The organism is Jannaschia faecimaris (genome assembly GCF_900107415.1).
Classification (GTDB): domain Bacteria; phylum Pseudomonadota; class Alphaproteobacteria; order Rhodobacterales; family Rhodobacteraceae; genus Jannaschia; species Jannaschia faecimaris.
In genome coordinates, this window is record NZ_FNPX01000005.1 from 21,959 (window position 1) to 46,858 (window position 24,900).

At 62.9% G+C, this 24,900-nt stretch carries 30 protein-coding genes; 20 read left to right on the forward strand and 10 right to left on the reverse strand.

Features of this window, described 5'->3' with window-relative positions; genetic code table 11:
• Window positions 1-15: 15 nt before the first annotated feature.
• A complete protein-coding gene (gene radC / locus BLV27_RS07290) occupies window positions 16-975 on the reverse strand; it encodes a RadC family protein (protein ID WP_092644431.1) in 960 nt (319 codons plus the stop codon).
• Window positions 976-1,139: 164 nt separating this feature from the next.
• Between radC and BLV27_RS07295 the strand changes: the two genes are divergently transcribed.
• From BLV27_RS07295 to BLV27_RS07305, 3 genes are all read left to right on the forward strand, one after another.
• Window positions 1,140-1,934, forward strand: a complete 795-nt coding sequence (locus BLV27_RS07295) for an inositol monophosphatase family protein (RefSeq protein WP_092644433.1) — start codon at window positions 1,140-1,142, stop codon at window positions 1,932-1,934.
• 376 nt (window positions 1,935-2,310) lie between these two features.
• Window positions 2,311-3,264, forward strand: coding sequence for a deoxyribose-phosphate aldolase (gene deoC / locus BLV27_RS07300; protein ID WP_244504579.1), 954 nt, complete (start codon window positions 2,311-2,313; stop codon window positions 3,262-3,264).
• Between the two features lie 65 nt (window positions 3,265-3,329).
• Window positions 3,330-5,639, forward strand: coding sequence for an aldehyde dehydrogenase family protein (locus tag BLV27_RS07305; protein WP_092644437.1), 2,310 nt, complete (start codon window positions 3,330-3,332; stop codon window positions 5,637-5,639).
• A gap of 62 nt (window positions 5,640-5,701) precedes the next feature.
• On the opposite strand, the gene BLV27_RS07310 is transcribed toward BLV27_RS07305, so the two are convergent.
• A complete protein-coding gene (locus tag BLV27_RS07310; protein WP_139176569.1) occupies window positions 5,702-6,622 on the reverse strand; it encodes a hydrogen peroxide-inducible genes activator in 921 nt (306 codons plus the stop codon).
• 97 nt (window positions 6,623-6,719) lie between these two features.
• Between BLV27_RS07310 and BLV27_RS07315 the strand changes: the two genes are divergently transcribed.
• From BLV27_RS07315 to mnhG, 7 genes are read left to right on the forward strand one after another with little or no spacing between them, the layout of a single operon-like run.
• Entirely contained in the window at window positions 6,720-8,957 is a 2,238-nt protein-coding gene (locus BLV27_RS07315) for a putative monovalent cation/H+ antiporter subunit A (RefSeq protein WP_092644441.1), read from the forward strand.
• Window positions 8,954-9,373, forward strand: coding sequence for a Na+/H+ antiporter subunit B (locus BLV27_RS07320; RefSeq protein ID WP_092644443.1), 420 nt, complete (start codon window positions 8,954-8,956; stop codon window positions 9,371-9,373). Before BLV27_RS07315 ends, BLV27_RS07320 begins: the two co-directional genes overlap by 4 nt.
• 1 nt (window position 9,374) lies before the next feature.
• Window positions 9,375-9,746, forward strand: a complete 372-nt coding sequence (locus BLV27_RS07325) for a Na+/H+ antiporter subunit C (protein WP_092644445.1) — start codon at window positions 9,375-9,377, stop codon at window positions 9,744-9,746.
• The gene (locus BLV27_RS07330) at window positions 9,743-11,251 is read left to right on the forward strand and encodes a Na+/H+ antiporter subunit D (protein WP_092644447.1); all 1,509 of its coding nucleotides are present in this window, start codon (window positions 9,743-9,745) and stop codon (window positions 11,249-11,251) included. The genes BLV27_RS07325 and BLV27_RS07330 overlap by 4 nt, the downstream gene beginning before the upstream one ends.
• Entirely contained in the window at window positions 11,248-11,724 is a 477-nt protein-coding gene (locus BLV27_RS07335) for a Na+/H+ antiporter subunit E (RefSeq protein ID WP_092644449.1), read from the forward strand. Before BLV27_RS07330 ends, BLV27_RS07335 begins: the two co-directional genes overlap by 4 nt.
• Window positions 11,725-11,734: 10 nt before the next feature.
• Window positions 11,735-12,076 carry an MrpF/PhaF family protein gene (locus tag BLV27_RS07340; protein WP_244504580.1) on the forward strand — a complete coding sequence of 114 codons (342 nt, stop codon included), beginning with the start codon at window positions 11,735-11,737 and terminating at the stop codon, window positions 12,074-12,076.
• Window positions 12,073-12,417, forward strand: coding sequence for a monovalent cation/H(+) antiporter subunit G (gene mnhG / locus BLV27_RS07345; RefSeq protein WP_092644451.1), 345 nt, complete (start codon window positions 12,073-12,075; stop codon window positions 12,415-12,417). Before BLV27_RS07340 ends, mnhG begins: the two co-directional genes overlap by 4 nt.
• Window positions 12,418-12,432: 15 nt before the next feature.
• On the opposite strand, the gene BLV27_RS07350 is transcribed toward mnhG, so the two are convergent.
• From BLV27_RS07350 to BLV27_RS07365, 4 genes are all read right to left on the reverse strand, one after another.
• Window positions 12,433-13,083, reverse strand: coding sequence for a DUF1523 family protein (locus tag BLV27_RS07350; protein ID WP_092644453.1), 651 nt, complete (start codon window positions 13,081-13,083; stop codon window positions 12,433-12,435).
• 11 nt (window positions 13,084-13,094) lie between these two features.
• On the reverse strand, window positions 13,095-13,361 hold the full coding sequence (locus BLV27_RS07355; RefSeq protein WP_092644455.1) for a hypothetical protein: 267 nt from the start codon (window positions 13,359-13,361) through the stop codon (window positions 13,095-13,097).
• Between the two features lie 367 nt (window positions 13,362-13,728).
• Complete coding sequence (locus BLV27_RS07360; protein ID WP_092644457.1) at window positions 13,729-14,040, reverse strand: hypothetical protein; 312 nt, start codon at window positions 14,038-14,040, stop codon at window positions 13,729-13,731.
• 437 nt (window positions 14,041-14,477) lie between these two features.
• Window positions 14,478-14,675, reverse strand: coding sequence for a hypothetical protein (locus BLV27_RS07365; RefSeq protein ID WP_092644459.1), 198 nt, complete (start codon window positions 14,673-14,675; stop codon window positions 14,478-14,480).
• Window positions 14,676-14,778: 103 nt separating this feature from the next.
• Between BLV27_RS07365 and BLV27_RS07370 the strand changes: the two genes are divergently transcribed.
• The 9 genes from BLV27_RS07370 to BLV27_RS07410 all read left to right on the forward strand — a co-directional run bounded on the left by BLV27_RS07370 (window position 14,779) and on the right by BLV27_RS07410 (window position 21,632).
• Complete coding sequence (locus BLV27_RS07370; protein WP_092644460.1) at window positions 14,779-16,050, forward strand: acetylornithine deacetylase/succinyl-diaminopimelate desuccinylase family protein; 1,272 nt, start codon at window positions 14,779-14,781, stop codon at window positions 16,048-16,050.
• 144 nt (window positions 16,051-16,194) lie between these two features.
• Window positions 16,195-16,488, forward strand: coding sequence for a hypothetical protein (locus BLV27_RS07375; RefSeq protein ID WP_092644462.1), 294 nt, complete (start codon window positions 16,195-16,197; stop codon window positions 16,486-16,488).
• A 165-nt stretch (window positions 16,489-16,653) separates the two neighbouring features.
• Complete coding sequence (locus BLV27_RS07380; RefSeq protein ID WP_170831381.1) at window positions 16,654-17,001, forward strand: YigZ family protein; 348 nt, start codon at window positions 16,654-16,656, stop codon at window positions 16,999-17,001.
• A gap of 221 nt (window positions 17,002-17,222) precedes the next feature.
• A complete protein-coding gene (locus BLV27_RS07385) occupies window positions 17,223-17,660 on the forward strand; it encodes an endonuclease III domain-containing protein (protein ID WP_211605492.1) in 438 nt (145 codons plus the stop codon).
• A gap of 54 nt (window positions 17,661-17,714) precedes the next feature.
• Entirely contained in the window at window positions 17,715-18,161 is a 447-nt protein-coding gene (locus tag BLV27_RS07390; RefSeq protein ID WP_092644464.1) for a hypothetical protein, read from the forward strand.
• On the forward strand, window positions 18,158-18,718 hold the full coding sequence (locus tag BLV27_RS07395; RefSeq protein ID WP_092644466.1) for a hypothetical protein: 561 nt from the start codon (window positions 18,158-18,160) through the stop codon (window positions 18,716-18,718). Before BLV27_RS07390 ends, BLV27_RS07395 begins: the two co-directional genes overlap by 4 nt.
• The gene (locus BLV27_RS07400; protein WP_092644468.1) at window positions 18,718-19,305 is read left to right on the forward strand and encodes an SCO family protein; all 588 of its coding nucleotides are present in this window, start codon (window positions 18,718-18,720) and stop codon (window positions 19,303-19,305) included. The genes BLV27_RS07395 and BLV27_RS07400 overlap by 1 nt, the downstream gene beginning before the upstream one ends.
• A 66-nt stretch (window positions 19,306-19,371) precedes the next feature.
• Window positions 19,372-20,829, forward strand: a complete 1,458-nt coding sequence (locus BLV27_RS07405; protein WP_092644470.1) for an ABC transporter substrate-binding protein — start codon at window positions 19,372-19,374, stop codon at window positions 20,827-20,829.
• A gap of 98 nt (window positions 20,830-20,927) precedes the next feature.
• Window positions 20,928-21,632 carry a hypothetical protein gene (locus tag BLV27_RS07410; protein WP_092644472.1) on the forward strand — a complete coding sequence of 235 codons (705 nt, stop codon included), beginning with the start codon at window positions 20,928-20,930 and terminating at the stop codon, window positions 21,630-21,632.
• Here BLV27_RS07410 and BLV27_RS07415 read toward each other — a convergent pair.
• The gene (locus BLV27_RS07415; protein ID WP_092644872.1) at window positions 21,613-22,392 is read right to left on the reverse strand and encodes an SDR family oxidoreductase; all 780 of its coding nucleotides are present in this window, start codon (window positions 22,390-22,392) and stop codon (window positions 21,613-21,615) included. The two genes, BLV27_RS07410 and BLV27_RS07415, sit on opposite strands and share 20 nt — an antisense overlap.
• Before the next feature lie 142 nt (window positions 22,393-22,534).
• Between BLV27_RS07415 and BLV27_RS07420 the strand changes: the two genes are divergently transcribed.
• Window positions 22,535-23,527, forward strand: a complete 993-nt coding sequence (locus BLV27_RS07420) for a Hint domain-containing protein (protein ID WP_170831382.1) — start codon at window positions 22,535-22,537, stop codon at window positions 23,525-23,527.
• Window positions 23,528-23,531: 4 nt separating this feature from the next.
• On the opposite strand, the gene moaE is transcribed toward BLV27_RS07420, so the two are convergent.
• Genes moaE through pgsA form a run of 3 tightly spaced genes read right to left on the reverse strand, consistent with a single transcriptional unit; the run spans window position 23,532 to window position 24,897 of the window.
• On the reverse strand, window positions 23,532-23,981 hold the full coding sequence (gene moaE, locus BLV27_RS07425; protein ID WP_092644476.1) for a molybdopterin synthase catalytic subunit MoaE: 450 nt from the start codon (window positions 23,979-23,981) through the stop codon (window positions 23,532-23,534).
• On the reverse strand, window positions 23,981-24,232 hold the full coding sequence (gene moaD / locus BLV27_RS07430) for a molybdopterin converting factor subunit 1 (protein ID WP_092644478.1): 252 nt from the start codon (window positions 24,230-24,232) through the stop codon (window positions 23,981-23,983). Before moaD ends, moaE begins: the two co-directional genes overlap by 1 nt.
• Window positions 24,229-24,897 (reverse strand): CDP-diacylglycerol--glycerol-3-phosphate 3-phosphatidyltransferase, encoded by a 669-nt coding sequence (gene pgsA / locus BLV27_RS07435; protein ID WP_092644479.1) that lies wholly within the window; start codon window positions 24,895-24,897, stop codon window positions 24,229-24,231. The genes moaD and pgsA overlap by 4 nt, the downstream gene beginning before the upstream one ends.
• Window positions 24,898-24,900: the final 3 nt, after the last annotated feature.

Genomic DNA, 24,900 nt, shown 5'->3' on the forward strand with positions numbered 1-24,900 from the left:
CAGGACCGGGGCGGTTCAGGCCGCCCCGTCCTCGATCAATCCAAGCGAACGGAACGAGACTTCTTCCTCCTTGCCGATAATCATGTGGTCGTGAATCACGATTTCCAGCGCCCCGCAGGCCGCAACGATCTTGGCCGTCATTTCGATATCTGCACCGCTAGGTGTGGGGTCGCCCGACGGATGGTTGTGAACCAGGATCAACGCGCTGGCATTCAGCTCCAGCGCGCGCCGCGCAACTTCGCGGGGGTAAACGGGGACGTGGTCGACGGTACCCTCGCCTTGCGCCTCGTCGGCGATGACCCGGTTGCGCCGATCCAGAAACAGAACTCGAAATTGCTCGGTATCGCGATGGGCCATCGTTGTCCGGCAATAGCTGACGACATCCGTCCAAGACGACAGGATCTCCCTGTCCAGGATCTTTGCCTGCCCCATCCGGTGCGCAAAAGCTTCGGCGATGCGCAGCTGAAGATAGACCTTGGCGGACGCGCCATCGACACGCAAAATGTTTCGCTCGGAGGCCGCGATCACCCCGTTTAGATCACCGAAGGCCGCCAACAGCCGTTTTGCCAGGGGCTTTACGTCGATCCGCTCAATCGCGTTGAACAGGATCAGTTCAAGCAGTTCATATTCCGGCATCACCGCGTGTCCACCTGAAAGGAAGCGCTTTCGCAGCCGTTCACGGTGGCCCCAGTAATGCGGTCGCATGGACCCGTCCGATTGCCGAACCAGTCCTCCGCCCGCGCTTTCTGTCTCGGTCAGGCGCTTGCGACTCTGCCAGTGCGGTGCATTCGCAGGCTGGGTGGCAGCATCGCGGGGAGGGATGCGCGCTTCAAGGTCGGCAAGTCCGAACTGCGCCGCCTCGCCAAATCCCTGTGGCGGGGAATAGGTCGGAATATCCCGCCGTTTTCCGCCCGAGAGCCACCGGTCCTGCACCAGGTCGGTCAGGCGGGACAGTTTCGAACCGGTCTGTTTCATTCAGCGCAAAGCCCCGCGAAGCCACTTCAGCCAAGTCTACCGCCAGAATGGTAAACGGGCGGTTAACAATGCACGCCCGTCGCCCCTTCGGAGGCTTTCGGGGGCTGGCCCCCCCCGTCGACCTCCGCTAAAGGCAGCCTCTGACTGAACCCCGGAGCGACGAGATGCAGCAAGGCAGCGCCAACCTCAACGTGATGATCAAGGCCGCGCGCAAGGCCGGTCGCAGCCTGCTGAAGGATTTCGGCGAGGTCGAGAACCTTCAGACCGGCATCAAGGCCCCGCGCGACTTTACGCAAAAGGCCGCCGCAAAGGCCGAGGAGATCATCCGCGAAGACCTGTCCCACGCCCGCGTCAACTACGGCTGGAAATCCGCCGCGGGCGACGTGGACGGCATCGACCCGACCCGCAACTGGATCGTGACACCCTTGGATGGAGGAACGAACTTCCTGCACGGAACCCCCCATTGGGCCGTTTCGATTGCCTTGGAACATAAGGGCGAAATCGCGTCGGCCGTCACCTATGACCCGCTGCGCGACGAGCTGTTCTGGGCCGAGAAGGGTACCGGAGCATGGCTCGACGGGCGCACACGCCTTCGCGTGGCGGGTCGGGTCGCGCTGATCGACAGCCTGTTTGCGACCAACCTGCCCGCCGCGAACGAGAAGTACCTGCCCGCCGCGATAAAGGATCTGGCAAAGCTGCTGCCCGCGTCGGCCGGCGTGCGTCAGTCAGGCGTGCCGTCCCTGGACCTGTGTCATGTGGCCGCCGGTCGTTTGGACGGCTTCTGGCAACGCGGCATGAACCTTTGGGACTACGCAACCGGAGTACTCATCCTGCGCGAGGCCGGGGGGTTCGTGGAGCCGCTGCGCAGCGGGCAGACACTTCTGGAAGACGGCCATGTCGTTGGCGGCTCTTCCGGCATTTTCGAAAAATTCGCGGGAACGGTCAGGGCAGACGGCTGAATCGACAAAATTGTCGTGCGGTACGAACCTGATCGCGCCCAAACGCGCCCCTGACATCAACGACCTATGCAACGGCTCCTTTGGCCGGCGGATCGCCAACGACCAGCCAAGGCCACGCGTGATCCACGGACCGTTGTCAGTTCTCGGCACCAATGACGCGGCCAGAGCCGTCAAATATCCAACATCAGGCCACGCGGTTTTCCAGATCAGCGCGCCGGTCAGAGCGGTCGCGCCGGGGTCGACCTTCGAAATGCGGCCCGGTTCATTCCGGTGACCCGCAAAAGTGATCCGTTTCACGATGAGTGCCAAGGTTGCACTTGGCAGGACACCATGCAACGAATTCTTCCCTAATTTCAGCCCAAGCGACGGATTGCGCGTGACTGCCACAGACTTGCCCCGCAACGCCGGATTGCCCTTCGACCCCGCCGTGGTCGAGGCGGTGCGCGTGAACACCCCCGCCACCCTGCGCCGGGCCGCCTCCCTTTCCGCGCGCCGGTCGCTCAAGAAGGACTATCAGGCCGCCTGGCTAGCCCGCGCAGTCAGCATGATCGACCTTACGACGCTGTCAGGCGACGACACGCCGGGCCGCGTCCGGCGGCTGTGCGCCAAGGCCCTTCAACCCGTCCGCCCCGATCTGCTGGACGCCATCGGCCTGCCGGACCTCACCACTGGAGCTGTCTGCGTCTATCACGAAATGGTGCCCACTGCCGTCGATGCTGTGCAGGGTCGCATCCCCGTGGCCGCCGTCTCCACCGGCTTCCCGGCGGGCCTGTCGCCGTTTCACCTGCGCATCCGGGAGATCGAGGAGAGTGTCGCCGCCGGTGCAACCGAAATCGACATCGTCATCTCCCGTCGTCACGTTCTGACCGGCAACTGGCAGGCGCTCTACGACGAGACGCGCCAAATGCGGGAGGCCTGCGGCGACGCGCATATGAAGGCGATCCTTGCGACCGGAGAACTTGGACCGCTGAAGAACGTGATGAAGGCCAGCATGGTGACGATGATGGCAGGATCGGACTTCATCAAAACCTCCACCGGCAAGGAAGCCGTAAACGCCACTCTGCCCGTCTCGCTGACCATGATGCGCGCGATCCGCACCTATGAGGGGATGTCGGGCTTCAAGGTCGGTTACAAACCGGCGGGCGGCGTATCCAAGGCGAAGGACGCGATCACCTACCTGGCGCTGCTCAAGGAAGAACTGGGCAACCGCTGGCTGCGCCCCGACCTGTTCCGCTTCGGGGCCTCATCCCTGTTGGGCGACATTGAACGGCAGTTGGAGCATCACGTAACAGGTCGATATTCGGCCGGCTATAGGCACCCGCTGGGGTGATGGGGTGGTGCGGGGGTCAGCCTCTCGCGCTCCCCGGCATGTTTAGGTAGCAAAGAAGGCGCAAAATGACCGTGGCCGAAATTTTCGAAAGCATGGACTGGGGTCCCGCCCCCGAGGGACGCGGCGAGGCGGATGCCTGGCTGGACAGCCATGGGCGCAGGTTTGGGCATTTCGTCGACGGCAAACGGCAAAAGCCCGGCAAAACCTTCGCAACGGTGAACCCCGCGACGGGCGAAGTGCTTGCCGAAGTCACGCAGGGCACCGAGGCCGATGTGAAATCCGCCGTCAAAGCCGCGCGCAAGGCTGCCAAGGGCTGGGCCGCGACGCCGGACCATGACCGGGCGCGCGTCCTCTATGCCATCGCGCGCGGGCTGCAAAAGCACGGCCGTCTGTTTGCCGTTCTGGAAACGCTCGACACTGGCAAGCCCATCCGGGAGGCGCGCGACATCGACGTGGCTTTGGCGGCGCGACACTTCTACCACCACGCAGGTCACGCGGAACTGCGCGAAGAGACCATGGGCGACGCGCAGCCTTGGGGCGTCTGTGGGCAGATCGTCCCGTGGAACTTCCCCCTCTTGATGCTGTCCTGGAAAATCGCACCGGCACTCGCAATGGGCAACACGGTTGTCCTCAAACCCGCCGAATGGACGCCGCTGACCGCGCTGGCCTTTGCCGACATCTGCGACCATGCTGGCGTGCCGCCGGGCGTCGTGAACATCGTGACCGGGGACGGTGCGACCGGGGCCGCGCTGACGGCCTCCGAAATCGACAAACTGGCGTTCACCGGATCGACCGAAGTAGGCCGCATTCTGCGCCGCGAAACGGCGGGTCGGGCCATGGGCGTGACGTTGGAGTTGGGCGGCAAGTCCCCCTATGTCGTCTTTGAGGACGCCGACATCGACTCCGCCGTCGAGGGCCTTGTCGATGCGATATGGTTCAATGGCGGGCAAGTCTGCTGCGCCGGCGCACGGCTCTTGGTGCAGGAGGGCATCGCCGAGGATTTTCTGACCCGCCTCAAGACCCGCATGTCCAAGATCCGCGTGGGTGATCCGCTGGACAAGGCGATCGACATGGGCGCGATGATCCACGCCGATCACAAGGCGAACGTGGAGGCGATGCTGGCCCGCACCTCAGGCACGATTACACGCGGCGCATGTCCGGACGGCTGCTACCTGCCGCCGATCCTGGTGACCGACCTGCACGGGTCCGACCCCTTGATGGCCGAGGAGGTCTTCGGCCCCGTCCTTGCCGCCACGACGTTCCGCACCCCGGCCGAAGCTGTGCAACTCGCCAACGACACACGATATGGCCTGGCCGCCTCGGTCTGGTCGCAGGACATCGATGTCGCGCTCGATACGGCACCGAAAATCCGGGCGGGCGTGGTCTGGGTGAACGGGACCAACATGCTGGACGCCGCCGCCCCATTCGGCGGCATGAAAGAGAGCGGTTTCGGACGCGAAGGCGGAGTTGCGGGGTTGCGCGCCTACGTGCGCCCGGCGACCGGGGCCAAGATGCCGGCGATCAAGACCTACAAAGCCGAGCTTGGCGCTCCGGACGATATCGACAGAACCGCCAAGATGTATATCGGCGGCAAGCAGGCCCGCCCCGACGGCGGCTATACCCGTCCTGTCGTTGGGCCCAAGGGTGCCGTGGGCGAGGTGGGCATCGCCAATCGGAAAGACCTGCGCAACGCGGTCGAAGCAGCACAGGCTGCCAAAGCCTGGAGTGGATCCACCGGCCACCTTCGGGCTCAGATCCTGTATTATCTGGCCGAGAACCTCTCGGCCCGCGCCGCAGACTTCGACGCCCGCCTGACGGCCCAGACCGGGGCCAAAGGCGAAACGGCGGAGGCGGTGCGCCACCTGTTCCGCTGGGCCGCCTGGGCGGACAAGTATGACGGGCGCACCCTGGGCGTGCCGACGGGTGGAATGGCCTTGGCGCTCAATGTGCCACGGGGGGTGGTCGGGGCATTCGCCTCCGAGGATCGCCCTCTGATCGCGATGGCCCAGGTGATTGGAGCGACTCTGGCGACGGGCAATCGGCTGGTGCTGGTCGCCCCGGAAAGCGCGCCGCTGACGGCGACGGACCTGTACCAGGTCATCGAAACGTCGGACATTCCGGCCGGCGTGCTGAATATCCTGACCGGCGACCACGCGGAATTGGCCGCGCAGATGGCCGGGCACATGGATATCGATGCGGTCTGGAGTTTCTCCGCCGCCGATATATCCACCACGATCGAGCGCGAGGCCGCCGTCGACCTGAAGCGGACTTGGGTCAACAACGGGCGCACCCGCGACTGGACCGCAACCGATGCGGACCCTTTCCTCACCGCGGCAACGGACGTGCAAACGATCTGGATTCCCTTCGGGACCTGACCAAATCTTCTTTTCCGAATTATCCCCGGCGCGCGGCCCGACGCGCGGCGGGCCAGCTTCAGCTATTCGATGACCCGCACCTCCGGCGCGCCCAGCGTCAAAGTCTTCCGGATCACCGCAGCCAAGGTCCGGTAAGCATGCCCATGCGCCGCCGTCTGGCGCCAGACCATGCCGATGTCGCGTCCGGGTGCCGGGGACGACAGGGCCCGCGCCGTCACCAGATCTTCGCGCGCGACCTCGGACCGGACGTAAAGTGCCGGAAGCACCGACAGGCCTAACCCCGTCGCCACCATCTGCCGAAGCGTATCGAGCGATGTCCCTTCGTAATCGAGGGACAGATGCGCGCCAGTCTCGGCGCAGAGGGCGGCAACCGTCTCGTGCAGTCGGTGCCCGGCCTCCAGTGTCATCACAGTCTCACCGCGCAAGGCCGCCCGATCGACGACAGTGCTTGCGGTCAGGGGGTGGTCGCTCGGAAGGACAACCAGCAACGGCTCGTGGAACAAGGGCGCGACAGCAAGGTTCGGATCGTCCAGCGGCGTCGGAAAGAACAGCAGGTCCAGTGCCCCGTCCCGCAACCGCGTCAGAAGGTCCTGCGCCACGCCCTCGCGCACATAGAACTTCAACCTGGGATAGGCCGCATGCAACGCCGGGATCACCAGCGGCAGAAAATAAGACCCGAGCGACCCGACCACTCCAACCCGGATCGTACCCGCGAGCGGGTCGGCCCCGGTGCGGGCTAGGGTCGCAATGTCGGCCACGTCCCGCAGGACGCCGCGCGCGCGCGCCGAGACGTCCGCGCCGATGGGCGTCAGCGTCACGCCGGAGCGGGACCGCTCAACCAACTGCACGCCGAGCTTGTCCTCCAGTTCGCGCAGTTGGGTGGACAACGTCGGTTGCGTCACGTTCACGGATTCAGCCGCACGGCGAAAATGCAACGTGTCGGCAACCGCGACCAGGTATCGGAATTGTTGCAGGGTAGGCATTTCTGACCAATAGGCTGTCACTATCAAACATAAGATAAACTACCTTCTTGAACAATCAAAGGTTTCGTTTATCTCCTCCCCCAACAAAGAGGGTTTGATGGCGAACCAAGGGACAGACAGTCGCTTTCTCGGCGGGCCGGCAGGTTGGATTTCGATCCTTCTGCCGCTCGGCCTGTTCTTGTGGCTCGCGCAACACATACCCGCCGTCGCCGCAGGCGGGGTGCTGACGTGGGAAGTGGCATGGGTGCCATCACTGGACGTTTCATTGGGGATCCTGCTGGACGGGCTGTCCCTGACATTCGCGCTGCTGATCACGGGCATCGGAACGCTCGTGACACTTTACTCCACGAGTTATCTCGGGGGCCACGTGCATTATGTCCGGTTCGTCTGCTACCTGATGACGTTCATGGTCGGAATGCTGGGCCTGGTTCTGTCGGACAACCTTCTTGGACTTTTCGTGTTCTGGGAGGTGACGACGGTCTCCTCCTACCTTTTGATCGGGTTCAACGCCGACGAGGCGAAATCGCGACGCAACGCGTTGCAGGCCCTGCTGGTGACGGGAACCGGCGGCCTCGCCTTCCTCGCCGGCATCGTTCTGATCGGGACGGCGGCGGGCACATTCAATATCTCCGAGATCGAAGGCTCGCTGGCCGATCATCCACTTTACCTTGCGATCTTCTGGCTGGTCGTGGCGGGTGCCTTCACCAAGTCAGCGCAGGTGCCATTCCACTTCTGGCTGCCCAACGCGATGGCCGCACCGACACCGGTGTCGGCCTATCTGCACTCGGCGACCATGGTGAAGGGTGGCGTCTACCTTTTGGCGCGCATGAACCCGTCGCTGGGCGGCACCGACGTCTGGTTCTGGACACTGGTGATCGCGGGCGGCTTCACGGCAGTCTTCGCCTCCCTGCTGGCGGTGCGGCAGACCGACATCAAGCAGGTGCTGGCGTATACGACCCTCATGGCGCTCGGCACGCTCGTGATGTTCATCGGGGTCGGGACGCCCTACGCCATCGAAGCGGCGATGGCCTTCTTGCTGGTCCACAGCTTCTACAAAGCGTCGCTGTTCCTTATGATCGGTGTGGTTGATCACGGCACGGGAACGCGCGATGCAACCGTGCTGCGGGGGCTGGGCCGGTCGATGCCGGTGACGATGTTGGCGGCGATACTGGCCGCCGCGAGCATGGCCGGCCTGCCACCTCTCTTCGGGTTCATCGGCAAGGAGTTCATGTACAAAGCCGCGTTGGGGGCTCCGGCAATGGTCTGGGTCACAGGATGCATCTTCGCGGCCTCTGTCCTGATGTTCGTTGCAGGCGGGGTCGTCGCGTGGCGACCTTTCACGGGCAAGCTGGCCGACACTCCGGTCAAGCCGCACGAGGGGCCATGGCCAATGCTGACCGGTCCGGTCCTGCTCGCCCTGCTGGGCCTGACGTTCGGCCTGATGCCTGACTGGGCCGAGGCGCTGGTGCGCCCGGCCACTGCGGCCGTCGCGGGCGTCGCGGTCGAAGTCGACCTGTATCTTTTCAAGGAAGTGAACACCGCGTTCCTGCTGTCGCTGACGACATTCGCGGTCGGCTTCATCCTTTACCTGGCGCACAGCCGACTGCGCGCCGCGCTCGCCCGTTTCAAGCCGCGCTTCGATCCGGGATGGGACAGGATCATGGACGGCGTCGCCGCCGGTTCCTCGGGCTTGACTGCAATCATCCAGACGGGTCGGCTGCGCCGCTACATCTTCGTGACCTTCCTTGCCTTGGCAGTTGCGATGGCGGTCTCGGTCTGGCGCGCCGGTCTATCGCCCTACATGCCGACACTGGACGATTTGCAGTTCAAGCACTGGGCCGTTCTGATCTTCATCATGGCCGGGGCGCTCCTGACGGCCTTCACCAATTCCCGCATGACCGCCGTCGCCTCGCTTGGCGTGGTGGGAATCGGTGTTGCGCTGATTTTCATCATCTTCGGCGCGCCTGACGTGGCCATCACGCAGTTGCTGATTGAAGTATTGCAGGTGGTTCTTGTGGCGGTCGCAATGCTGAAGCTGCCTTACATGAACCGCGAAAACGTCAAGACGATCCGCGGCTGGGATCTGCTTCTGGCGCTCACGATCGGGGCGCTGACAACACTGATCCTGCTGGCGGTTCTGGAAGCGCCTTTCGACCTGGAGCTGACACGCTTCTTCGAGGAAGCCTCCGCCCCCCTCGCCTATGGCCGAAACATCGTGAACGTGATCCTCGTCGATTTCCGCGCACTTGACACATTCGGCGAGATCGCCGTCGTCGCGGTCGCTGCCCTCGGGGCCTATGCCCTTCTCAAGGGCACACGGAGGCCGATGCCATGACCTCCCTAATTGTCCGCGCCGCGACCCGGCTTTTGGTCGGCCTGCTGCTGCTCTTTTCGATCTGGATGCTTCTGCGCGGGCACAACGAACCGGGCGGCGGCTTCATCGGCGGGCTGATCGGCGCGACGGGCTTCATTCTCTATGCCGTAGCCCACGGCAGCGCGGCGGCCCGTACCGCGCTGCGCGTTGATCCACAGACGATTGCGATTTCCGGATTGGGCGTTGCGCTGCTGGCGGGTCTTGCGGGGTTCATTCCCGGCGACGGGCTGTTCGCGGGCCAATGGCTGTTCATCGGTGCGACCGAAACGGACAAGGGGACACCACTTTCAACGATCCTTGTGTTCGACCTGGGTGTTTACCTGGTGGTGCTTGGCTCGGTCCTGACCCTTGTCTTCGCGCTGGAGGAGGAGGTCTGAGATGGAATTCCTGATCGCCCTCATGGTCGGCGCACTGGTGGCGGCTGCCGTTTATCTGATGTTGGCACGCAACGTTCTGCGCTTCCTGTTCGGCCTGATCCTGATCTCGAATGCGGCGAACCTGCTGATCTTTGCCTCGGGCGGTCTGACGCCGGAGGCCCCGCCGTTGATCGCCTACGGAGCGGACGCGCCTCCGCCGGGGGTGGCGAATGCCTTGCCGCAGGCGCTGGTCCTGACGGCTATCGTGATCGGCTTCGGCCTTTTCGCCTTCGCGCTGGTCCTCGTCTACCGGGCCTACCAGACGATGGGCACACTTGATTCCGACGACATGCGCCTTGCCGAGCCCATTGAGCATGAGGGCACGGACAAGTGAGCGACCTTCTTCTTCCCCTGCCGATCCTGATCGCCTTTGGTACGGCCATCCTGTCGTTTTTCTTCCGCAAGGGTCCCGAGGGTCGCTGGATCTCCGTCGCGGGGTCCGCCGGCATGTTGATCGCGGGCGGAATGCTTTTGTCCAAGGTCTTGGGCGAGGGCATTCAGGCCGCGCAAATGGGCACATGGGCGGCACCGTTCGGCATTACGCTGGTCGCTGACACACTGTCGGCGGTGATGGTCGTGATCACCGGCATCACCGCGCTGGCCGTGTCGATCTATGCGGTGTCGGATGTCACCGAAGAAATGGAGCGGGTCGGCTATCACGCGCTGTTCCAGGTTCTGATCGCGGGCGTGACGGGCGCGTTCCTGACGGGCGACCTGTTCAACCTCTATGTCTGGTTCGAGGTGATGCTGATCGCGTCCTTTGGCCTGCTGGTGATGGGGGGCAAGAGGGCGCAAATCGACGCGGGCATCAAGTATGTCACGCTGAACCTGATCTCCACGATCCTGTTTCTTTCGGGCATCGGGCTGCTCTACGGGGTGACGGGTACGCTCAACATGGCGGATCTGCACTACAAGATCCAGGATGCCGACCCCGGCCTTGTGAGCGTCATAGCGACGATGTTCCTGGTCGGGTTCGGCATCAAGTCGGCGGTGTTCCCGCTGTTTTTCTGGCTGCCTGCCGCCTACCACACGCCGGCCTTCTCGGTCTCGGCGGTGTTTGCGGGGCTACTTACCAAGGTCGGTGTCTATGCCCTGATGCGGATGTTCACCTTGGTCTTCACGCAGGACATCGGCTGGACCCACGGCCTTATGCTTTGGGTCGCGGTGGCGACGATGATCACGGGTGTTCTGGGGGCCGCGGCTCAGACGGATTTCCGCCGCATCTTGTCGTTCCACATCGTCAGCCAGATCGGCTACATGGTGCTGGGGCTGGCGCTGTTCACACCCTTGGCGGTGACGGGTGCGGTGTTCTACCTGGTGCACCACATCATCGTTAAGGCGAACCTTTTTCTGGTGGCGGGGGTCGCGAACCGCATCGCAGGCTCGACCGACATCGACCACATCGGTGGCCTGTACAAGGGCGCGCCCCTGTTGGCCTTCCTGTTCCTGATCCCGGCCTTTTCGCTGGCTGGTTTCCCGCCGTTGTCCGGGTTCTGGGCGAAATACGTGCTGGTTAAGGCTTCGCTCGATATGGAGCTTTGGCTTGTGGCGGCGGCCGCACTGGCCGTTGGCCTGATGACGATCTACTCGATGACGAAAATCTGGGGACGCGCCTTCTGGAAATCGCATCCAGGAGGTGCCGTACCGACTCTGGCCAGCCTGCCGGCGGCTGACCGCTTCGTTTTGCTGGCACCGATTGCCGGCTTGGCCGCGTTGACGGTTGTCATCGGATTGTTCCCTGAATCCTTCGTCCAACTCGCCACTCGGGCGGCCGAGGATCTGCTGAACCCGACGGCCTATCTGACGGCCGTTCTGGGCGCACCGGAGGTGGGGCAGTGAGCGTTTTCCTTCTCAACCTGGTGCTGGCCGTCACCTGGGCTGCGTTAACCGGGCAATTCACGTTGGGCGGCCTTGCCATCGGGTTCGTCGTCGGCTTCGCCGCCCTCTGGGTGATCCAGCCATTGTTCGGTCAGACCGGCAACTACTTCACCCGCGTCTATCGTTGGCTCAAGCTGCTGGTGCTGTTTCATTACGAGTTGATCGTTTCTTCCCTGTCGGTCGCTTGGGATGTGCTAACGCCCCGTCACCGCGCCCGGCCCGGCATCATCTGCATCCCACTCAAGGCCAAGGGAGAGGCGGAGGTCTTGCTGGTCACCAACCTGATTTCCCTGACGCCCGGCACGCTGTCGCTGGATGTGACCGAGGATTGCAACACGCTGGTCATTCACGCCATGTTCGCCGACGACCCCGCCGAAATCGCCGCCAGCATCGAGAACGGCATGGAACGCTGGGTGCGCGAGGCGCTGGAATGAGGAAGACGACATGACATCGCTGACCGAACAGATGCCGATCCTCAACGTGGCCGTTCAGATATCCTTCGTGCTGGTCATGGTCGGGGTCATTCTGGCGATGGTGCGCCTGATCAAGGGACCGTCACTGCCTGACCGCGTGGTCGCGCTGGACACGATGACGGTTCTGATCGTCGCCTTCTGCGGGCTCTATGCATTGGAAAGCGGGGCGACTGCTTTCTTGGACGTGGCCGTAGTCCTGGCGCTCATCGGGTTCTTGGCGACCGTGGCGCTGGCCCGTTTCGTGGAGCGTAAGCGCCGCCGCCCGGACGCCAAGGCTCTGCATCGCGCGGATGATCCCGGGGGTGCGCCGTGATCCTTGATATCTTCATGTCCGTCTGCGTTCTGCTGGGCGGCTTCTTTGCCTTCGTGGCAGGGCTGGGCATCCTGCGCTTGCCTGACGTCCTGATCCGCATGCATGCAACGACCAAGGCAGGCACGCTCGCCTCCGGCCTGATCATGCTGGCCGTCGCGGCGGGGTTTGCCGATGCACCCACCGTGGCACGGGCCGTCGCGATCGTGGTGTTCCTGCTGATCACGGCTCCGGTTGCTGCGCATATGATCGGGCGGGCCGCGTTCAGGTCGGGTGTGCCACTCTGGGGACCGACAAAGGTCGATCCGGAAGCGAAAGCGAAGTTGGGTGTCGCAGACGACTGACCAGCATCTCTGACGTCAGCCCCGCGGCTTGCCCTTCCACTGATCCAGCCAGGACCGGAAGCCTTTGCGCTTGCGCTCCACTGCGTCGCCGGCGTCGTCCCACGCCTCGCCCGCATCCTCAAGGATCGGGTCGATCCGATTGCGGCGAAAGCGGATCAGCCGCACAGTCAGGGCCCAGAGGATCGCGGCAAGGATTGTCAGAAAGACGATGTTGAACCACGGAATGAACGTCGTGTCCGGCCCCGCAACCGCGCGCACGCTGATGGCATTGGGAAAAATCGTCAAGAACTCCGACCGCCAGCCATAATGCGTTACCGCCACCCATTGCGGCGCGGCGGAGGTCGAGATCAGGTCGCGGGCCTCGGCCTGAAGGTTTGACGAGTCGAGCTTGAAATACGGCGGCCAGCCCCAGCCCGTGTCCTCGTTGCGATAGACCGACGCGCCGCCCGAAGGCTTCACCGTTTCGATGAAACGCACGTCACGGGTGGTCAAACCTTGGGTTCCTGCGTCAGGCGAGGCCCAAAAAATCGAGTTGTCGCCAAAGTCGATCCGGCGGTTTTCTGTTCCGACGATCCGGACGATATCGTTCTGCGGCAAAGTGTAATGGAGGAACGCCCCGACGATCCCTGCTATCACCAGAAAAAAGGTCCATTTCACATAGGTCATCAAGGCCCCCCTCAGGCGTAGTTCACGAAGTAGATCAAGGCGCAGATGGCCCCGATAGGCAGGATATACACCCCCCAAAGCAATTTTCGCCGCAGGCTGCGCTGATACTCGCGGATGCCGTTTTCCACGAATGTATGGCGCGGCAAGGGCGGTTGCTCTGCTTCCCACTCCGCCTCCAACCGGTCGCGTTCGCCCGCGCGGCAATAGAATACCAATGCCCAATAAATAACGGTCAAAAGAACCATCAGGATCGCGAAAAGCCGTATCAGTCCGAACACACCTTGCCTCCACAGCCCACGCGCTTGATTGGCCGGCCCGGGCGCGGGGCGATCGGCATCCTCGAAGACAGGTTTTCCGCATAATGGTACTCGCGTGCCCCCGCCATGCCAGCAGCATAATCGCGGGCCAGCCGATCCGCGACCCACTGTTTCAACAGAACGAGGCTTGGGCGGTCTCAACCTCTCTGAGCTTCTGCGTCACACTTCGGGCTGTCGTCCCGTTACCACTATGGCAACTTTGAATTGACCGCTGGTCGGGGTGCCGTGGAGAGTTCATCGCGTCCGGCCCGGCACCAAGCAAATCCGAGAACAACCACAGCACCTGCAAGCTATTGCGAGCGATACGAAAGCGAGGACATCGCTGAACTCACCACACCGCCTCCTTCCAGTTCTTGGGAATATTCGCGAGGCTTAGAACCATAACCGGCCCCCAAACCAGCGCAGCGCGGGCCGACAGGATCACGAAGTACCACGGTGCAACATCCAGAACCGCCTCCCCTGCGCGCCCGTAGAGCACGAAGAACCCCACCGCCGCGATCAGCGCCAGCGCCACTGCCGAGATCACCCCGATCAGGAACAGCCAGAACACACCCTCGGGCATCACCTTGGACAGCAACCACGGGATGACCCAGGCCGCCAAAGCGAGCAGAACGAGGGGGAAGACGACCGTCGCGATCATGATCTTCCGACCACACTGGTCATCAAGTCCTGAACTCTGTGCATCATGACCTCCGATATCCCGAATTAGTCGTAGGGCAGTTTCACATCCATCGTGCGCCCGGTGAATGGCTGATCCATCAGCCATATATACATAGGATAGGATTCATACTTGGCGATGGCATCAAGTTCACCGATTTCCCGCCAGTGCGTTGTAAAACATCTGCGCCAGACACCGCTCCACCGCGCACAGATGCCGAGATGCGCCCGGCCACGTCGCCCACTGCGCTGGCCAATGGATTTCGCACGAGGGTCGATGCTTCGGACAACTGCCTCCTGATACAGAGCATTCAGACAAGCGCCGAAAACCAGGTCGAGAACGGCTCGCCGCTTGGTGCCGGTGTCGGCTTAGTCGATCAGGGTCATATGCATCACGCTCGGGTTCTGACGTCTGGTCCTTCAGGCCCTTCCATGTCTGAATTCGCGCGCCAGCGTTTTCATGCGCAACCTGCCCGCCTTGATCATCGCATCTTGGCGGACGTTCGCATTGCCAATTCGGCTGCTCACCTTGCGGATCCGCGACTGGCGCTCGGCCGCTTGCGCCTGACTTTCGTGGACTTGCCCCTCGAAATCGGGCAGCAGACGCGTCCCTTTCATTCACGTGTCTCCCTATACAAACCGGATATGGGGAATCCTTGGCGTAGGCATGGTCAAGCGCCGCCTTTCGCCCCAAGATTGTCCAAACGCACAAGGAAGCCCAATGGATCGTCTGCTGACCGAGATCGAAAATCGCCGTGACGCGCTGATTGCCTTGACGCAGGACTTGATCCGGATTCCGACGCTCAACCCACCCGGCAGGCATTACTGCGACATCTGCGCGCTGATTCAGGAGCGCATGGGCTCGCAGGGCTGGCAGGTCGAAATGGTCCGGGCACAAGGGGCCTTGGGTGACAGCGACAAATACCCCCGCTGGAACGTCATTTGTCGCTTGGAGGGGCGCGGCCCGGGTGACTGCGTTCACTTCAACAGCCACCACGATGTGGTTGCCGTAGGCGACGGCTGGACGCGTGATCCGTTCGGCGGGGAACTGGCCGACGGCAAGATTTACGGGCGCGGGGCCTGCGATATGAAGGGAGGCCTGGCTACGTCGATCATCGCCGCCGAGGTCTTCGTGGCAATGCACCCCGACTTCAACGGCGCGATCGAGATTTCGGCCACCGCGGACGAGGAGTCGGGCGGCTTCGGCGGCGTCGCCTATTTAGCAGAGCGGGGATATTTCGACCCGGCACGCGTACAGCATGTCATTATTCCCGAACCCCTCAACAAGGATCGGATCTGTCTGGGCCATCGCGGCGTCTGGTGGGCCGAGATCGAGACCAAGGGGCGCATCGCCCACGGCTCCATGCCATTTCTCGGCGACTGCGCCGTGCGCCACATGGGGGCCGTGATCGCAGAAATGGAGGCGACGCTGTTTCCCCTGCTGGCCGGCAAACGGACCGAAATGCCAGTCGTTCCGGACGGGGCGAAATCCTCGACATTGAACATCAATGCCATTCACGGGGGCGAGCCGGTTCAGGACGCGGATTACACCGGCCTTCCCTCGGCCTGTGTTCCGGATCGGTGCACCCTGACGATCGACCGCCGGTTCCTGATCGAGGAGGACATCGATGAGGTCAAACGCGAGGTCAGGCAGATGATGGAGCGTGTGCGCGAACGGCGTCCCGACTTCCGCTATGAAATCCGCGACCTGTTCGAAGTGCAGCCCACGATGACCCCCGAGGACGCGCCCATCGTGCAAACGGTACAGAACGCGGTCCATCAGGTGTTGGGCCGGTCCGCTGAATTCGTCGTCAGTCCCGGCACGTACGACCAGAAGCATATCGACCGGATCGGACGGTTGAAGAACTGCATCGCCTATGGCCCCGGCATCCTGGACCTGGCGCATCAGCCAGACGAATGGATCGGGGTCGATGACATGATGGACAGCGCGAAGGTCATGGCGATTTCGCTGGCGAAGCTTTTGACGGATTGAGGCTGTCTGGTTGCCCCTGTTGAGGCTGGCCTAAGGCTCTGATATCTCGAAAAAGTAAGAACAGAAGTCGTCAAGTGGCGCAAAACCGGGATGACACATGTGGCTCTTCTCGCGACACGCAATCATTGACAGTTTCGTCTGGCAGTGCTGGCAAAGGCCCTGCTTGAGCTGATCGAGAAAGCCATCGCGGCTGCGGCCTGTCTGGCTATCCTTCAGCAAATTCCGCATTTGGCCGGTCGGCCCGTGTGGGAAGAACGGTTCGAAGACCCCAGCGACTTCCTTGCCTTACGCGGCATGTCTTTGACGAATTTGTTCATCGGCTCCAAGAAGACCTTGTTAGCGATCGAATTCGGAGTTTGCCGGCTTATGCATGTCCTATTGTCAAAGCACCCGGACGGGGCGGGCGATTGCCATAGCAAGCCGAAGTCATCGTACTGAGCGCCTCTTTGTTTACCAGTTGCTTGACTGGGTCCCGGTCGATGGCAAGATACCATTGTTCCTGTCGGTGATCGATGACGGTCTGATCTGTATCACCGTTCGTAAGACGCGGTTTCGGAAAGACATGAATAGAAGACAAGACGTCATGGCCATGCTTGATCGCCCGTGAAGACCATATTCCTCGACATCAACGACCGCGGCAGCAAGTATGCGGTAACGGGTGCCTTGGCCACCGATGCGGTGGAGGCGAAGGCTGTCATCAGAGATCTTTGCCGGGACAAGAAATTCGCCAAGGCAACACACAACACCTGGGCGATGATCGGCGCGGACGGTCCCATCAAGAACGATGACGGAGAGGCAGGCGCGGGCATGGTCATCCTCCGCATGCTGGAACGAGAAGGCGTGCGCGATCACGTGATCGTCGTGACCCGCTGGTACGGCGGCAAGCACTTGGGCGGCGACCGCTTCCGCCACGTACAGACTGCGGTTCGCACCTACCTCGACATCAAATAGCGGACGGCTAGATCTCGGCGACTATTGAGCCGAAACCAGATTACCGAGGTCATGACGCGCCTGCGGGCCGCCCTGCCGGGTGCCAGACCGCCGTTCTCCAAGGGCGGGAACGATCCCTTCCGGGCTGTGGTGCCGTGGATACTCTCGGCTCAATCGCTCGACCGCAACACGGCCGTCGCGTCAAAGGCGCTCTTTGCGCTGGCTGACACGCCGCTGGCATCTTGGCGCTTTCAGACGAGCAGATCGCGGCCGCGATCATGCCGACAGGTCTGTACAACGTGAAATGCCGCAACCTGCGCAGGATGTGCCGCGCCCTGCTTGAGGATCAAGGCGGTGTCGTGCCCAGCAAGCGCGAGGGTCTGATGTCCCTGCCAGGGGTGGGTCGCAAATGCGCCGACATCGTGCTGGACTTCACGTTCGGCCAGGCGACGGTGGCCGTCGAGACCCACGTGCACCGCGTCTGCAATCGCCTTGATCTGGCCGGTGGCAAAACCGAGGAACAGACCGCGAAATCATTGGAATCCCGGCTGCCGACGGAGTTCCTGTCAGATGGTCACGTCCTTATCCTGCCCCACGGCAAGCGCATTTGCATGGCCCGCGCGCCCAAGTGCGATGAATGCCTGCTCGCGGACTTGTGCGAGGCGCTAACCAAAAGATGACTTGCCACGACACGACAACTTGTCGTCAACTTGGACCGAACTTGCGGAGGTCCCATGCGCGCACTCGTTCCACTTGTCTTCCTTGCCGCCCCGGCCTTTGCCGCCGATGGCGAACGGGTTCAGATCACCGGCGAAGTCATAGACACCTGGTGCTATTTCTCGGGAGTGATGGGCGGACCGGACGCTGTAGTCGGGTCGGCGCATCACACATGCGCGCTGTGGTGCAGTGCTGGTGGCATTCCGGTGGGCCTGCTGGCCCCGGACGGCACGGTCTACATGGTCCTGAAGATGGACGGCGATGACACGTCCGCCGGCGGCGACACCAGCCTGCACATTGCCTCGCACACCATCGAGGCGGACGGGATGCTCTATCGGCGCGACGGCCTGAACTACCTCGTGGTGGAGGAGATCACCGCCGATCAAGACATCATCAACGCCACGCACGAAGATTTCGGGGTCATCCCCGGCTTTGCGATCCCCGACTCGGAGGCAACGGAATGATCCGCCTTGCCATGATTGCCGCCCTCGCAGCTGCGCCCGCGTTGGCGCAGGACTTCTCCGAGGGGTCCGAAGCCCGCGAATGGGGCCTATATGCCGAACAGAAGGCCCGGTTCACCGCCGTCGTCAGCGACCCGCTGTGCGAATTGGCGGGCGATTGCACCGACGATTGCGGTGGCGGGCGCAGGCAGGTCGTGCTGATCCGGACGGCCGACAACGCGATGGTCTTCCCGCTCAAGAACGCGCAATCGGCCTTCAATGGCGCGGTGGCGGACGTGGCCCCCTTCTGCGGCCAGACGGTCGAGGTGGACGGGTTGCTGATCGAGGATCCCGAAATCGGGGCGACCAATGTCTACCTGGTGCAGCGCATTCGTCCCGAAGGTGGCGCGTGGCAGGCCGCCAATATCTGGACCGACGATTGGGCCGCGAAGAATCCCGACGCGTCGGGCAAGGGCCCCTGGTTCCGGCGCGACCCCCGCATTCTGGGTGAAATCGAGAAGGAAGGCTACCTGGGGTTGGGCAAGGAGATTGACGAGGCCTTCATCGCGGACTGGTTCTGATGCGCGCCCTGCTGTTGGCCCTGACCCTCGCGCTGCCGGCACAGGCGCAGCAGGCCACGATGAACACCGCCTTGCCGGATACCGCTTTCCCGTCGAACTTCGGCGGGGCCTACGATCTGACCGATCACCATGGCAACCACCGTAGTCAGGCCGATCCGGCGGGTAACGTGCAACTGGTGTTTTTCGGCTACGCCACCTGCGAAGCGATCTGCACCGTGGCCCTCCCGATCATGTCGGAGATGACGGCCGAGCTTGCCGTGCGGGACATCGCCGTGACCCCGCTGGTCATCACTGTCGATCCCGCCACCGACACGGTTGCGAATATGGGCCCGGCGCTGGCGACCTTTGCCCCCGGCCTAACCGGACTGACAGGCACGGAGGCCGAACTGGCACATGTGCGCGACCTGTTCCACGTCGAGAGGACGCTGCTGTTCACCGATCCGCGCGGCGTGGACGTCTATGCCCACGGCTCCCACATCTTCGTCATGGACGGGAACGGCGATTTCCTGACGCTGCTGCCCCCCGTTTTGTCGACCGCGCGCATGGTTGAAATCGTCGAAGGCTATACCTCGCAAAACGCAGGGTAGCGTAAACTCTTGCCCCTTCCCCGCGTCGGTGCCTAACCTGCGAACAGGATACGGGAGGGAGACCCCATGCTCATCAGAACCGCCGCCGCGCTGGCCCTGATCACGACGACCGCGCTTGCCCAGCAGACCGACATCACGATCGGCATGCAGCTTGAGCCGCCCAACCTCGACCCGACGGGCGGGGCCGCCGCCGCCATCGACGAAGTGGTCTATGCGAACCTGTTCGAAGGTCTCACCCGGTTTGGCCCCGACGGTTCGGTCCAACCCGCGCTGGCGCAAGGCTGGGAGGTGTCAGATGATGGCACCGTCTGGACCTTCACCCTGCACGATGGCGTGACCTTCCACGACGGCACGACCATGGACGCCGATGATGTGGTCTTTTCGCTGGACCGCGCGCGGGCAGAGGACAGCACCAACGCGCAAAAGGCTCTGTTCGCCGACATCGAGAGCGTCGAGGCCGTCGATCCGACCACGGTACGGATCACCCTTGCCGCGCCCAACGGCAACCTGGGCTTCAACCTGGCGTGGGGCGATGCCGTTATCGTGGCCCCCGAAAGCGCCGACACGAATGCCACGGTCCCCGTTGGAACCGGCCCGTTCGCGTTCGCCCAATGGGTGCAGGGCGACCGGGTCGAGCTGACGGCCTATGCGGACTACTGGGGCGAGGCTCCGGCGCTGACCGCGGCCACCTTCAAGTTCATTTCGGATCCGAACGCGGCCTTCGCGGCCATGATGGCGGGCGATCTTGATGCCTTCCCGAACTTCCCCGCGCCCGAGACCCTGTCGAACTTCGAGGCCGACCCGCGATTCACCGTCATCGTCGGCTCGACCGAGGGTGAGACGATCCTGGGCATCAACAACGCAAACATCACCGATCTGAAGGTCCGGCAGGCCATCGGCCATGCGATCGACCGGCAAGCCATCATCGACGGCGCGATGTTCGGCTATGGCACGCCGATCGGCACGCATTTCGCGCCACATAACCCCGATTACGTCGACCTGACCGCGCAGTCGGCCTTCGACCCCGACAAGGCGCGTACCCTGCTGGCCGAGGCGGGGGCGACCGACCTGACGTTGCGCCTGATGTTGCCACCCCCGGTCTATGCCCGGCGTGGCGGCGAGATCATCGCCAGCCAACTGCGCGAAGTCGGTATCAAAACCGAAGTCTCCAACCTGGAATGGGCGCAATGGCTGGAGCAAGTGTTCCGCGGCAAGGATTTCGACCTGACCATCGTCAGCCATACCGAACCGGCGGATATCAACATCTACGCCCGGCCCGATTACTACTTCCAGTATGACAATCCCGAGTTCCAGGCGCTGATCGAGCAGATCAGCATCACCACCGATCCGGCCGAGCGCAGCGCGCTGCTTGGCCAGGCGCAAAAGACGATCGCCGATGACGCGGTAAACGCATATCTTTTCCAGTTGGCCAAGACGGGCGTCGCTGATGCGCGCATCCAAGGGCTTTGGGAGAATGCGCCGACGCAGGCCAACGACCTGACCGGGGTCACCTGGTCTCAGTGATCCGACCCCAGCCGTATGGGTCGCACCTTCGGGTGCGACCCTTTTTCGTTATATCATAGCACCTTGGCCTGACGGCAGATGCAGACTAGTTGTTGATTATGTTCATACGCGCTGCGCTCACCCTACTCCTGGCCCTGACCTTCGCGGCCTCGCCGCTGTTCGTCGAAGGTTTCGCGGGCTTTGACCCGGCGCAATTCCCCGTTCGGATAGATAACCCGCCGGTTCAGCCCGCGGGTTATGCCTTTGCGATCTGGGGGCTGATCTACCTCTGGCTAATCGCCATGGCGACATTCGGCATCTGGGCACGGTCGGACCATTCCGGCTGGGACGCGACGCGACTGCCACTGATCGTGAGTCTGGGAACGGGGACGCCGTGGTTGGCCGTCGCTGTCCTGTCGCCGGTCTGGGCGACGATCCTGATCTGGGTGATGCTCGTCTCGGCGCTGATCGCGTTGGTGCGAACGCCGCAGGACGACCTTTGGATGCTGCGCGCGCCGATCGGGCTCTATGCCGGGTGGCTGACAGCGGCGAGTTGCGTGTCGTTGGGCATTTCCCTGCCCGGCTTCGGCATCGGACCCTTCGATGCCGAAGGCTGGGCCATTGCCGCGCTGTCCCTCGGGCTTGTCATAACCGTGGCGATGCTGATCGCCCGGCCGTCCCTGATGTACGGCGTGGCCGTAACATGGGCCTTGGTCGCCGTTCTTATGCGCAATGGCGCGACAACCGTGGGCCTGTTTGCAATCGGGGCGGCCGTCACCGTAACCGCCCTGACGCTCTGGCGGGTCAGATCGTCGCGTTCGTAGCCCCACCGTCCAGCAGAATATTTTGCCCCACGATAAAGCCGGCATGCCGGGAACACAGGAACGCGCAGGTCTGGCCAAACTCCTCGGCGGTGCCGTAGCGGTGCGCGGGGATCGAGGCCTCTCGCTGCGCGCGCGCGTCCTCAAGACTGACGCTCTGCGTCCGGCTTACCCCCTCGTCGAGTGACTTGGCCCGGTCCGTCGCGTGAATCCCCGGCAGCAGGTTGTTGATCGTAACACCCGAAGCGGCTACCTGCCGCGAAGTGCCCGCGACATAGCCTGTCAGGCCGGTACGCGCCGCATTTGAAAGGCCAAGCACAGCAATCGGTGCCTTGACGGATTGCGAGGTGATATTGACAATCCGGCCCCAGCCCCGCTCCATCATCGCGGGCAGGCACGCCTTCATCAACGCAATCGGCGTCAGCATGTTCGCATCCAGCGCCGCGATAAAATCGTCCCGATCCCAATCCGACCACAGGCCCGGCGGCGGGCCGCCGGCATTCGTCACCAGGATATCCGGCTCGCCCGCGGCGGCCAGGACCTCGGCCTGCCCCTCGGGAGTGGTCACATCGGCCGCCACGGTCGTCACTTCGACACCGAACCGCGCACGAATATCCGCCGCCGCCGCCTCCAGTGCCTCTGCACCGCGCGCGTTCATCACCAGGTTCACACCCGCCTCGGCCAAGGCTTCCGCACAGCCCAGCCCAAGTCCCTTCGACGACGCGCAAACCAGCGCGCGCTTGCCCTTTATTCCCAGATCCATCTGCATTCTCCCTGTGAGACTTCATGCTTACCATCCGGCAGCACGAGTTCCATCGGGCGATAGATCCGTTTGTAGGCGTTTGTCCATGGAACAACCCTGTATGCGCCCTGTTTTTGCCCTGCTGGCAGATCAAGTTCACGGCATGAATGATGATCCCCTCCCCCTTTCAGCGCTGAACCGTTGCACCGTCTATCCCGCCGAGGCGCTTTCGGTCGATACCGGTGCCCTGATGGGCGATGCTATCGGCGATCTGTCCGAAGTGGTGGCCGGTGACATCTATATGCTGGACGAAAGCACAGGCCCGTCCGAACTTATCCTGATGCAGAACGGCCAGCAGACTGTCGTCGCCCAGGAGTCGGCCGTCGGGGACCCCGGACAGGTCGTCATGCCGCTGGCGCGCCATCAGATCATGGGTGAACGCGGCGGCACCGTCGAGGTGCTGGTTCTCGATCTGGCTGGAATGCGGCTCGCCTTGCCGCTCGGCCCTCTGTCGTCTTCTGACGAATACACCCTGATCTGCTCCGCAGCGATGGAAGGCGAGTTGTCGAACGTCGCGCAGGTCAGCTTTACACGGGGCACCCGGATCACCATGGCCGATGGTCTACAGCGCGCCGTAGAAGATCTGAGGCCGGGTGACCGTGTCCTGACGCGCGATCACGGACCGCAGCCCGTTCGCTGGGTCGGGTCGCAAACCGTTCGCGCCGAAGGGTCGAATGCGCCCGTGATCATCGAGCGGGATGCGCTGAACAATGCCGACGACCTTAGCCTGTCGCCCGATCACCGCCTGTTCATCTATCAGCGTCACGATGCCACTAGTGCCGGACGGGCGGAACTCCTGGTGCGCGCCCGCAACCTGGTGAATCATGAAACGATCTGGCGCGCTCCGCCCAGTCACGTCGATTATTTTCATCTGCTGTTCGATGCACACGAGATCATCTACGTCTCGGGCATCCCCGCCGAAAGCCTGTTGGTCACACCCGAAGTTCTGGCAGGGATGGGAGAAGATCTGGCGGACCAGTTGCGGGTCACGATGGGGGGCCGCACGCAGGTGCCGCACCATGGCGTCGAACCGACCGCCGCTGAACTGAACGGCCCGGATGCCGTTGATATCCTGCGCCGCGCCTCCTCGCGGTGATCAATCAGTTCCAGCGATCCAGTGCGGCCTCGTCCTCATCCCTCGATGCCACCCAGGTAGAGCCGTTCGCCGTCACTTCCTTCTTCCAGAAGGGGGCACGCGACTTGAGGTAATCCATCAGGAAGGACGCCGCCTCGAATGCCGCAGCACGGTGACGCGACGCCGTGCCGACCATCATGATGCGCGCGCCCGGTGCCAAATGCCCGAAGCGGTGGATCACGGTCACGCCCGACAGGGACCAGCGCGTCGCGGCCTGCTTGGCGATGTCCGTCAACGCTCGTTCTGTCATCCCCGGGTAATGCTCGATCTGCATCTGTTGAAGGCCGCCGCCCACGTCGCGCACGCGTCCAGTGAACGTGACCACCGCCCCGGTGTCAGGGCCAGCCTCCAGGCGTGCGGCCTCTGCCCCGAGATCGAAATCGTCTTCCGTCACAATGATCCGAAGCCCGGTCATCAGCCGCCCGTCATCGGTGGAAAAAACGCAACTTCCCGCACCCCGTCAAGCGGGGCATCCAAATCCACCAGCGTTTGATCCACGGCGCAGCGGACCGCCGTCATGTCTGAGAACGCCAGATCATAGCGATCTTCGCGGGCACGCAACTCCACAATCAGATCCGCAACCGTGGCTGCGTCGGTTGTGACATCTTCGCGCCCCAGACCGATGCGTTCACGAAGCCAAGCAAAGTATAGAACTTGAACCGTCATTGCGGGCGATCCTTCAGGAATGGTGTCGCCTTCTGAAAATAGTCCCAGCCCGTGATCGCGGTCAACGCGGCCGCAAACCACAGCAGCAATACGCCTGAATAGAAAGTCGCATCGCGCCACCAGAGCAGCGCGCCGAGGTTCAGGTTGTCGGGCAACCGCCCGTCCAGAATATCCTCGATCGTTCCAGCGTCCATACCGTGCACCCGTTCGGCAAAGTGATGTTCGAAAATGCCGGTCGAAAACAGCACGGACAAGGCCACCATCTGCGCAGTCGTTTTCCACTTGGCCAACCGCGTGACCTTAAGCAGACCCGCGGTATTGCCGAGGAATTCGCGCAGACCGCTGACGAAGACCTCCCGGAACAGGATCACCGTCGCGGGCAGCAGGATCCACGGATTCATGCCCGAAAAACCTGTAATGACCAGCAGCGCGATCACCACCATCGCCTTGTCGGCTATCGGATCGAGCATCGCGCCCAGGCGGCTTTCCTGATTCCATTCCCGTGCGATCCATCCGTCGAACCAGTCGGTGACGGCCGCCGTGACGAACAGAACAAGCGCATACCAATCGGCCCAGGGCCGCGCAAAAAACAGGAACATGACGGCGACGCCGGGGGCCGCAAGCAACCGCAGGACGGTCAGAATATTTGGGATCGTCCACGTCATACC

Bases quoted from the DNA above. Each gene is read 5' to 3' on its own strand.
- BLV27_RS07405 (WP_092644470.1), top strand. From the start codon at position 19,372: ATGCTCATCAGAACCGCCGCCGCGCTGGCCCTGATCACGACGACCGCG.
- BLV27_RS07325 (WP_092644445.1), top strand. From the start codon at position 9,375: ATGGAATTCCTGATCGCCCTCATGGTCGGCGCACTGGTGGCGGCTGCC.
- moaD (WP_092644478.1), bottom strand. From the start codon at position 24,232: ATGACGGTTCAAGTTCTATACTTTGCTTGGCTTCGTGAACGCATCGGT.
- radC (WP_092644431.1), bottom strand. From the start codon at position 975: ATGAAACAGACCGGTTCGAAACTGTCCCGCCTGACCGACCTGGTGCAG.
- BLV27_RS07350 (WP_092644453.1), bottom strand. From the start codon at position 13,083: ATGACCTATGTGAAATGGACCTTTTTTCTGGTGATAGCAGGGATCGTC.
- BLV27_RS07365 (WP_092644459.1), bottom strand. From the start codon at position 14,675: ATGAAAGGGACGCGTCTGCTGCCCGATTTCGAGGGGCAAGTCCACGAA.
- BLV27_RS07390 (WP_092644464.1), top strand. From the start codon at position 17,715: ATGCGCGCACTCGTTCCACTTGTCTTCCTTGCCGCCCCGGCCTTTGCC.
- BLV27_RS07360 (WP_092644457.1), bottom strand. From the start codon at position 14,040: ATGATCGCGACGGTCGTCTTCCCCCTCGTTCTGCTCGCTTTGGCGGCC.
- moaE (WP_092644476.1), bottom strand. From the start codon at position 23,981: ATGACCGGGCTTCGGATCATTGTGACGGAAGACGATTTCGATCTCGGG.
- BLV27_RS07295 (WP_092644433.1), top strand. From the start codon at position 1,140: ATGCAGCAAGGCAGCGCCAACCTCAACGTGATGATCAAGGCCGCGCGC.
- BLV27_RS07415 (WP_092644872.1), bottom strand. From the start codon at position 22,392: ATGGATCTGGGAATAAAGGGCAAGCGCGCGCTGGTTTGCGCGTCGTCG.
- BLV27_RS07370 (WP_092644460.1), top strand. From the start codon at position 14,779: ATGGATCGTCTGCTGACCGAGATCGAAAATCGCCGTGACGCGCTGATT.
- pgsA (WP_092644479.1), bottom strand. From the start codon at position 24,897: ATGACGTGGACGATCCCAAATATTCTGACCGTCCTGCGGTTGCTTGCG.
- BLV27_RS07310 (WP_139176569.1), bottom strand. From the start codon at position 6,622: ATGCCTACCCTGCAACAATTCCGATACCTGGTCGCGGTTGCCGACACG.
- BLV27_RS07395 (WP_092644466.1), top strand. From the start codon at position 18,158: ATGATCCGCCTTGCCATGATTGCCGCCCTCGCAGCTGCGCCCGCGTTG.
- BLV27_RS07410 (WP_092644472.1), top strand. From the start codon at position 20,928: ATGTTCATACGCGCTGCGCTCACCCTACTCCTGGCCCTGACCTTCGCG.
- BLV27_RS07320 (WP_092644443.1), top strand. From the start codon at position 8,954: ATGACCTCCCTAATTGTCCGCGCCGCGACCCGGCTTTTGGTCGGCCTG.
- BLV27_RS07305 (WP_092644437.1), top strand. From the start codon at position 3,330: ATGACCGTGGCCGAAATTTTCGAAAGCATGGACTGGGGTCCCGCCCCC.
- BLV27_RS07400 (WP_092644468.1), top strand. From the start codon at position 18,718: ATGCGCGCCCTGCTGTTGGCCCTGACCCTCGCGCTGCCGGCACAGGCG.
- BLV27_RS07340 (WP_244504580.1), top strand. From the start codon at position 11,735: ATGACATCGCTGACCGAACAGATGCCGATCCTCAACGTGGCCGTTCAG.
- BLV27_RS07420 (WP_170831382.1), top strand. From the start codon at position 22,535: ATGAATGATGATCCCCTCCCCCTTTCAGCGCTGAACCGTTGCACCGTC.
- BLV27_RS07315 (WP_092644441.1), top strand. From the start codon at position 6,720: ATGGCGAACCAAGGGACAGACAGTCGCTTTCTCGGCGGGCCGGCAGGT.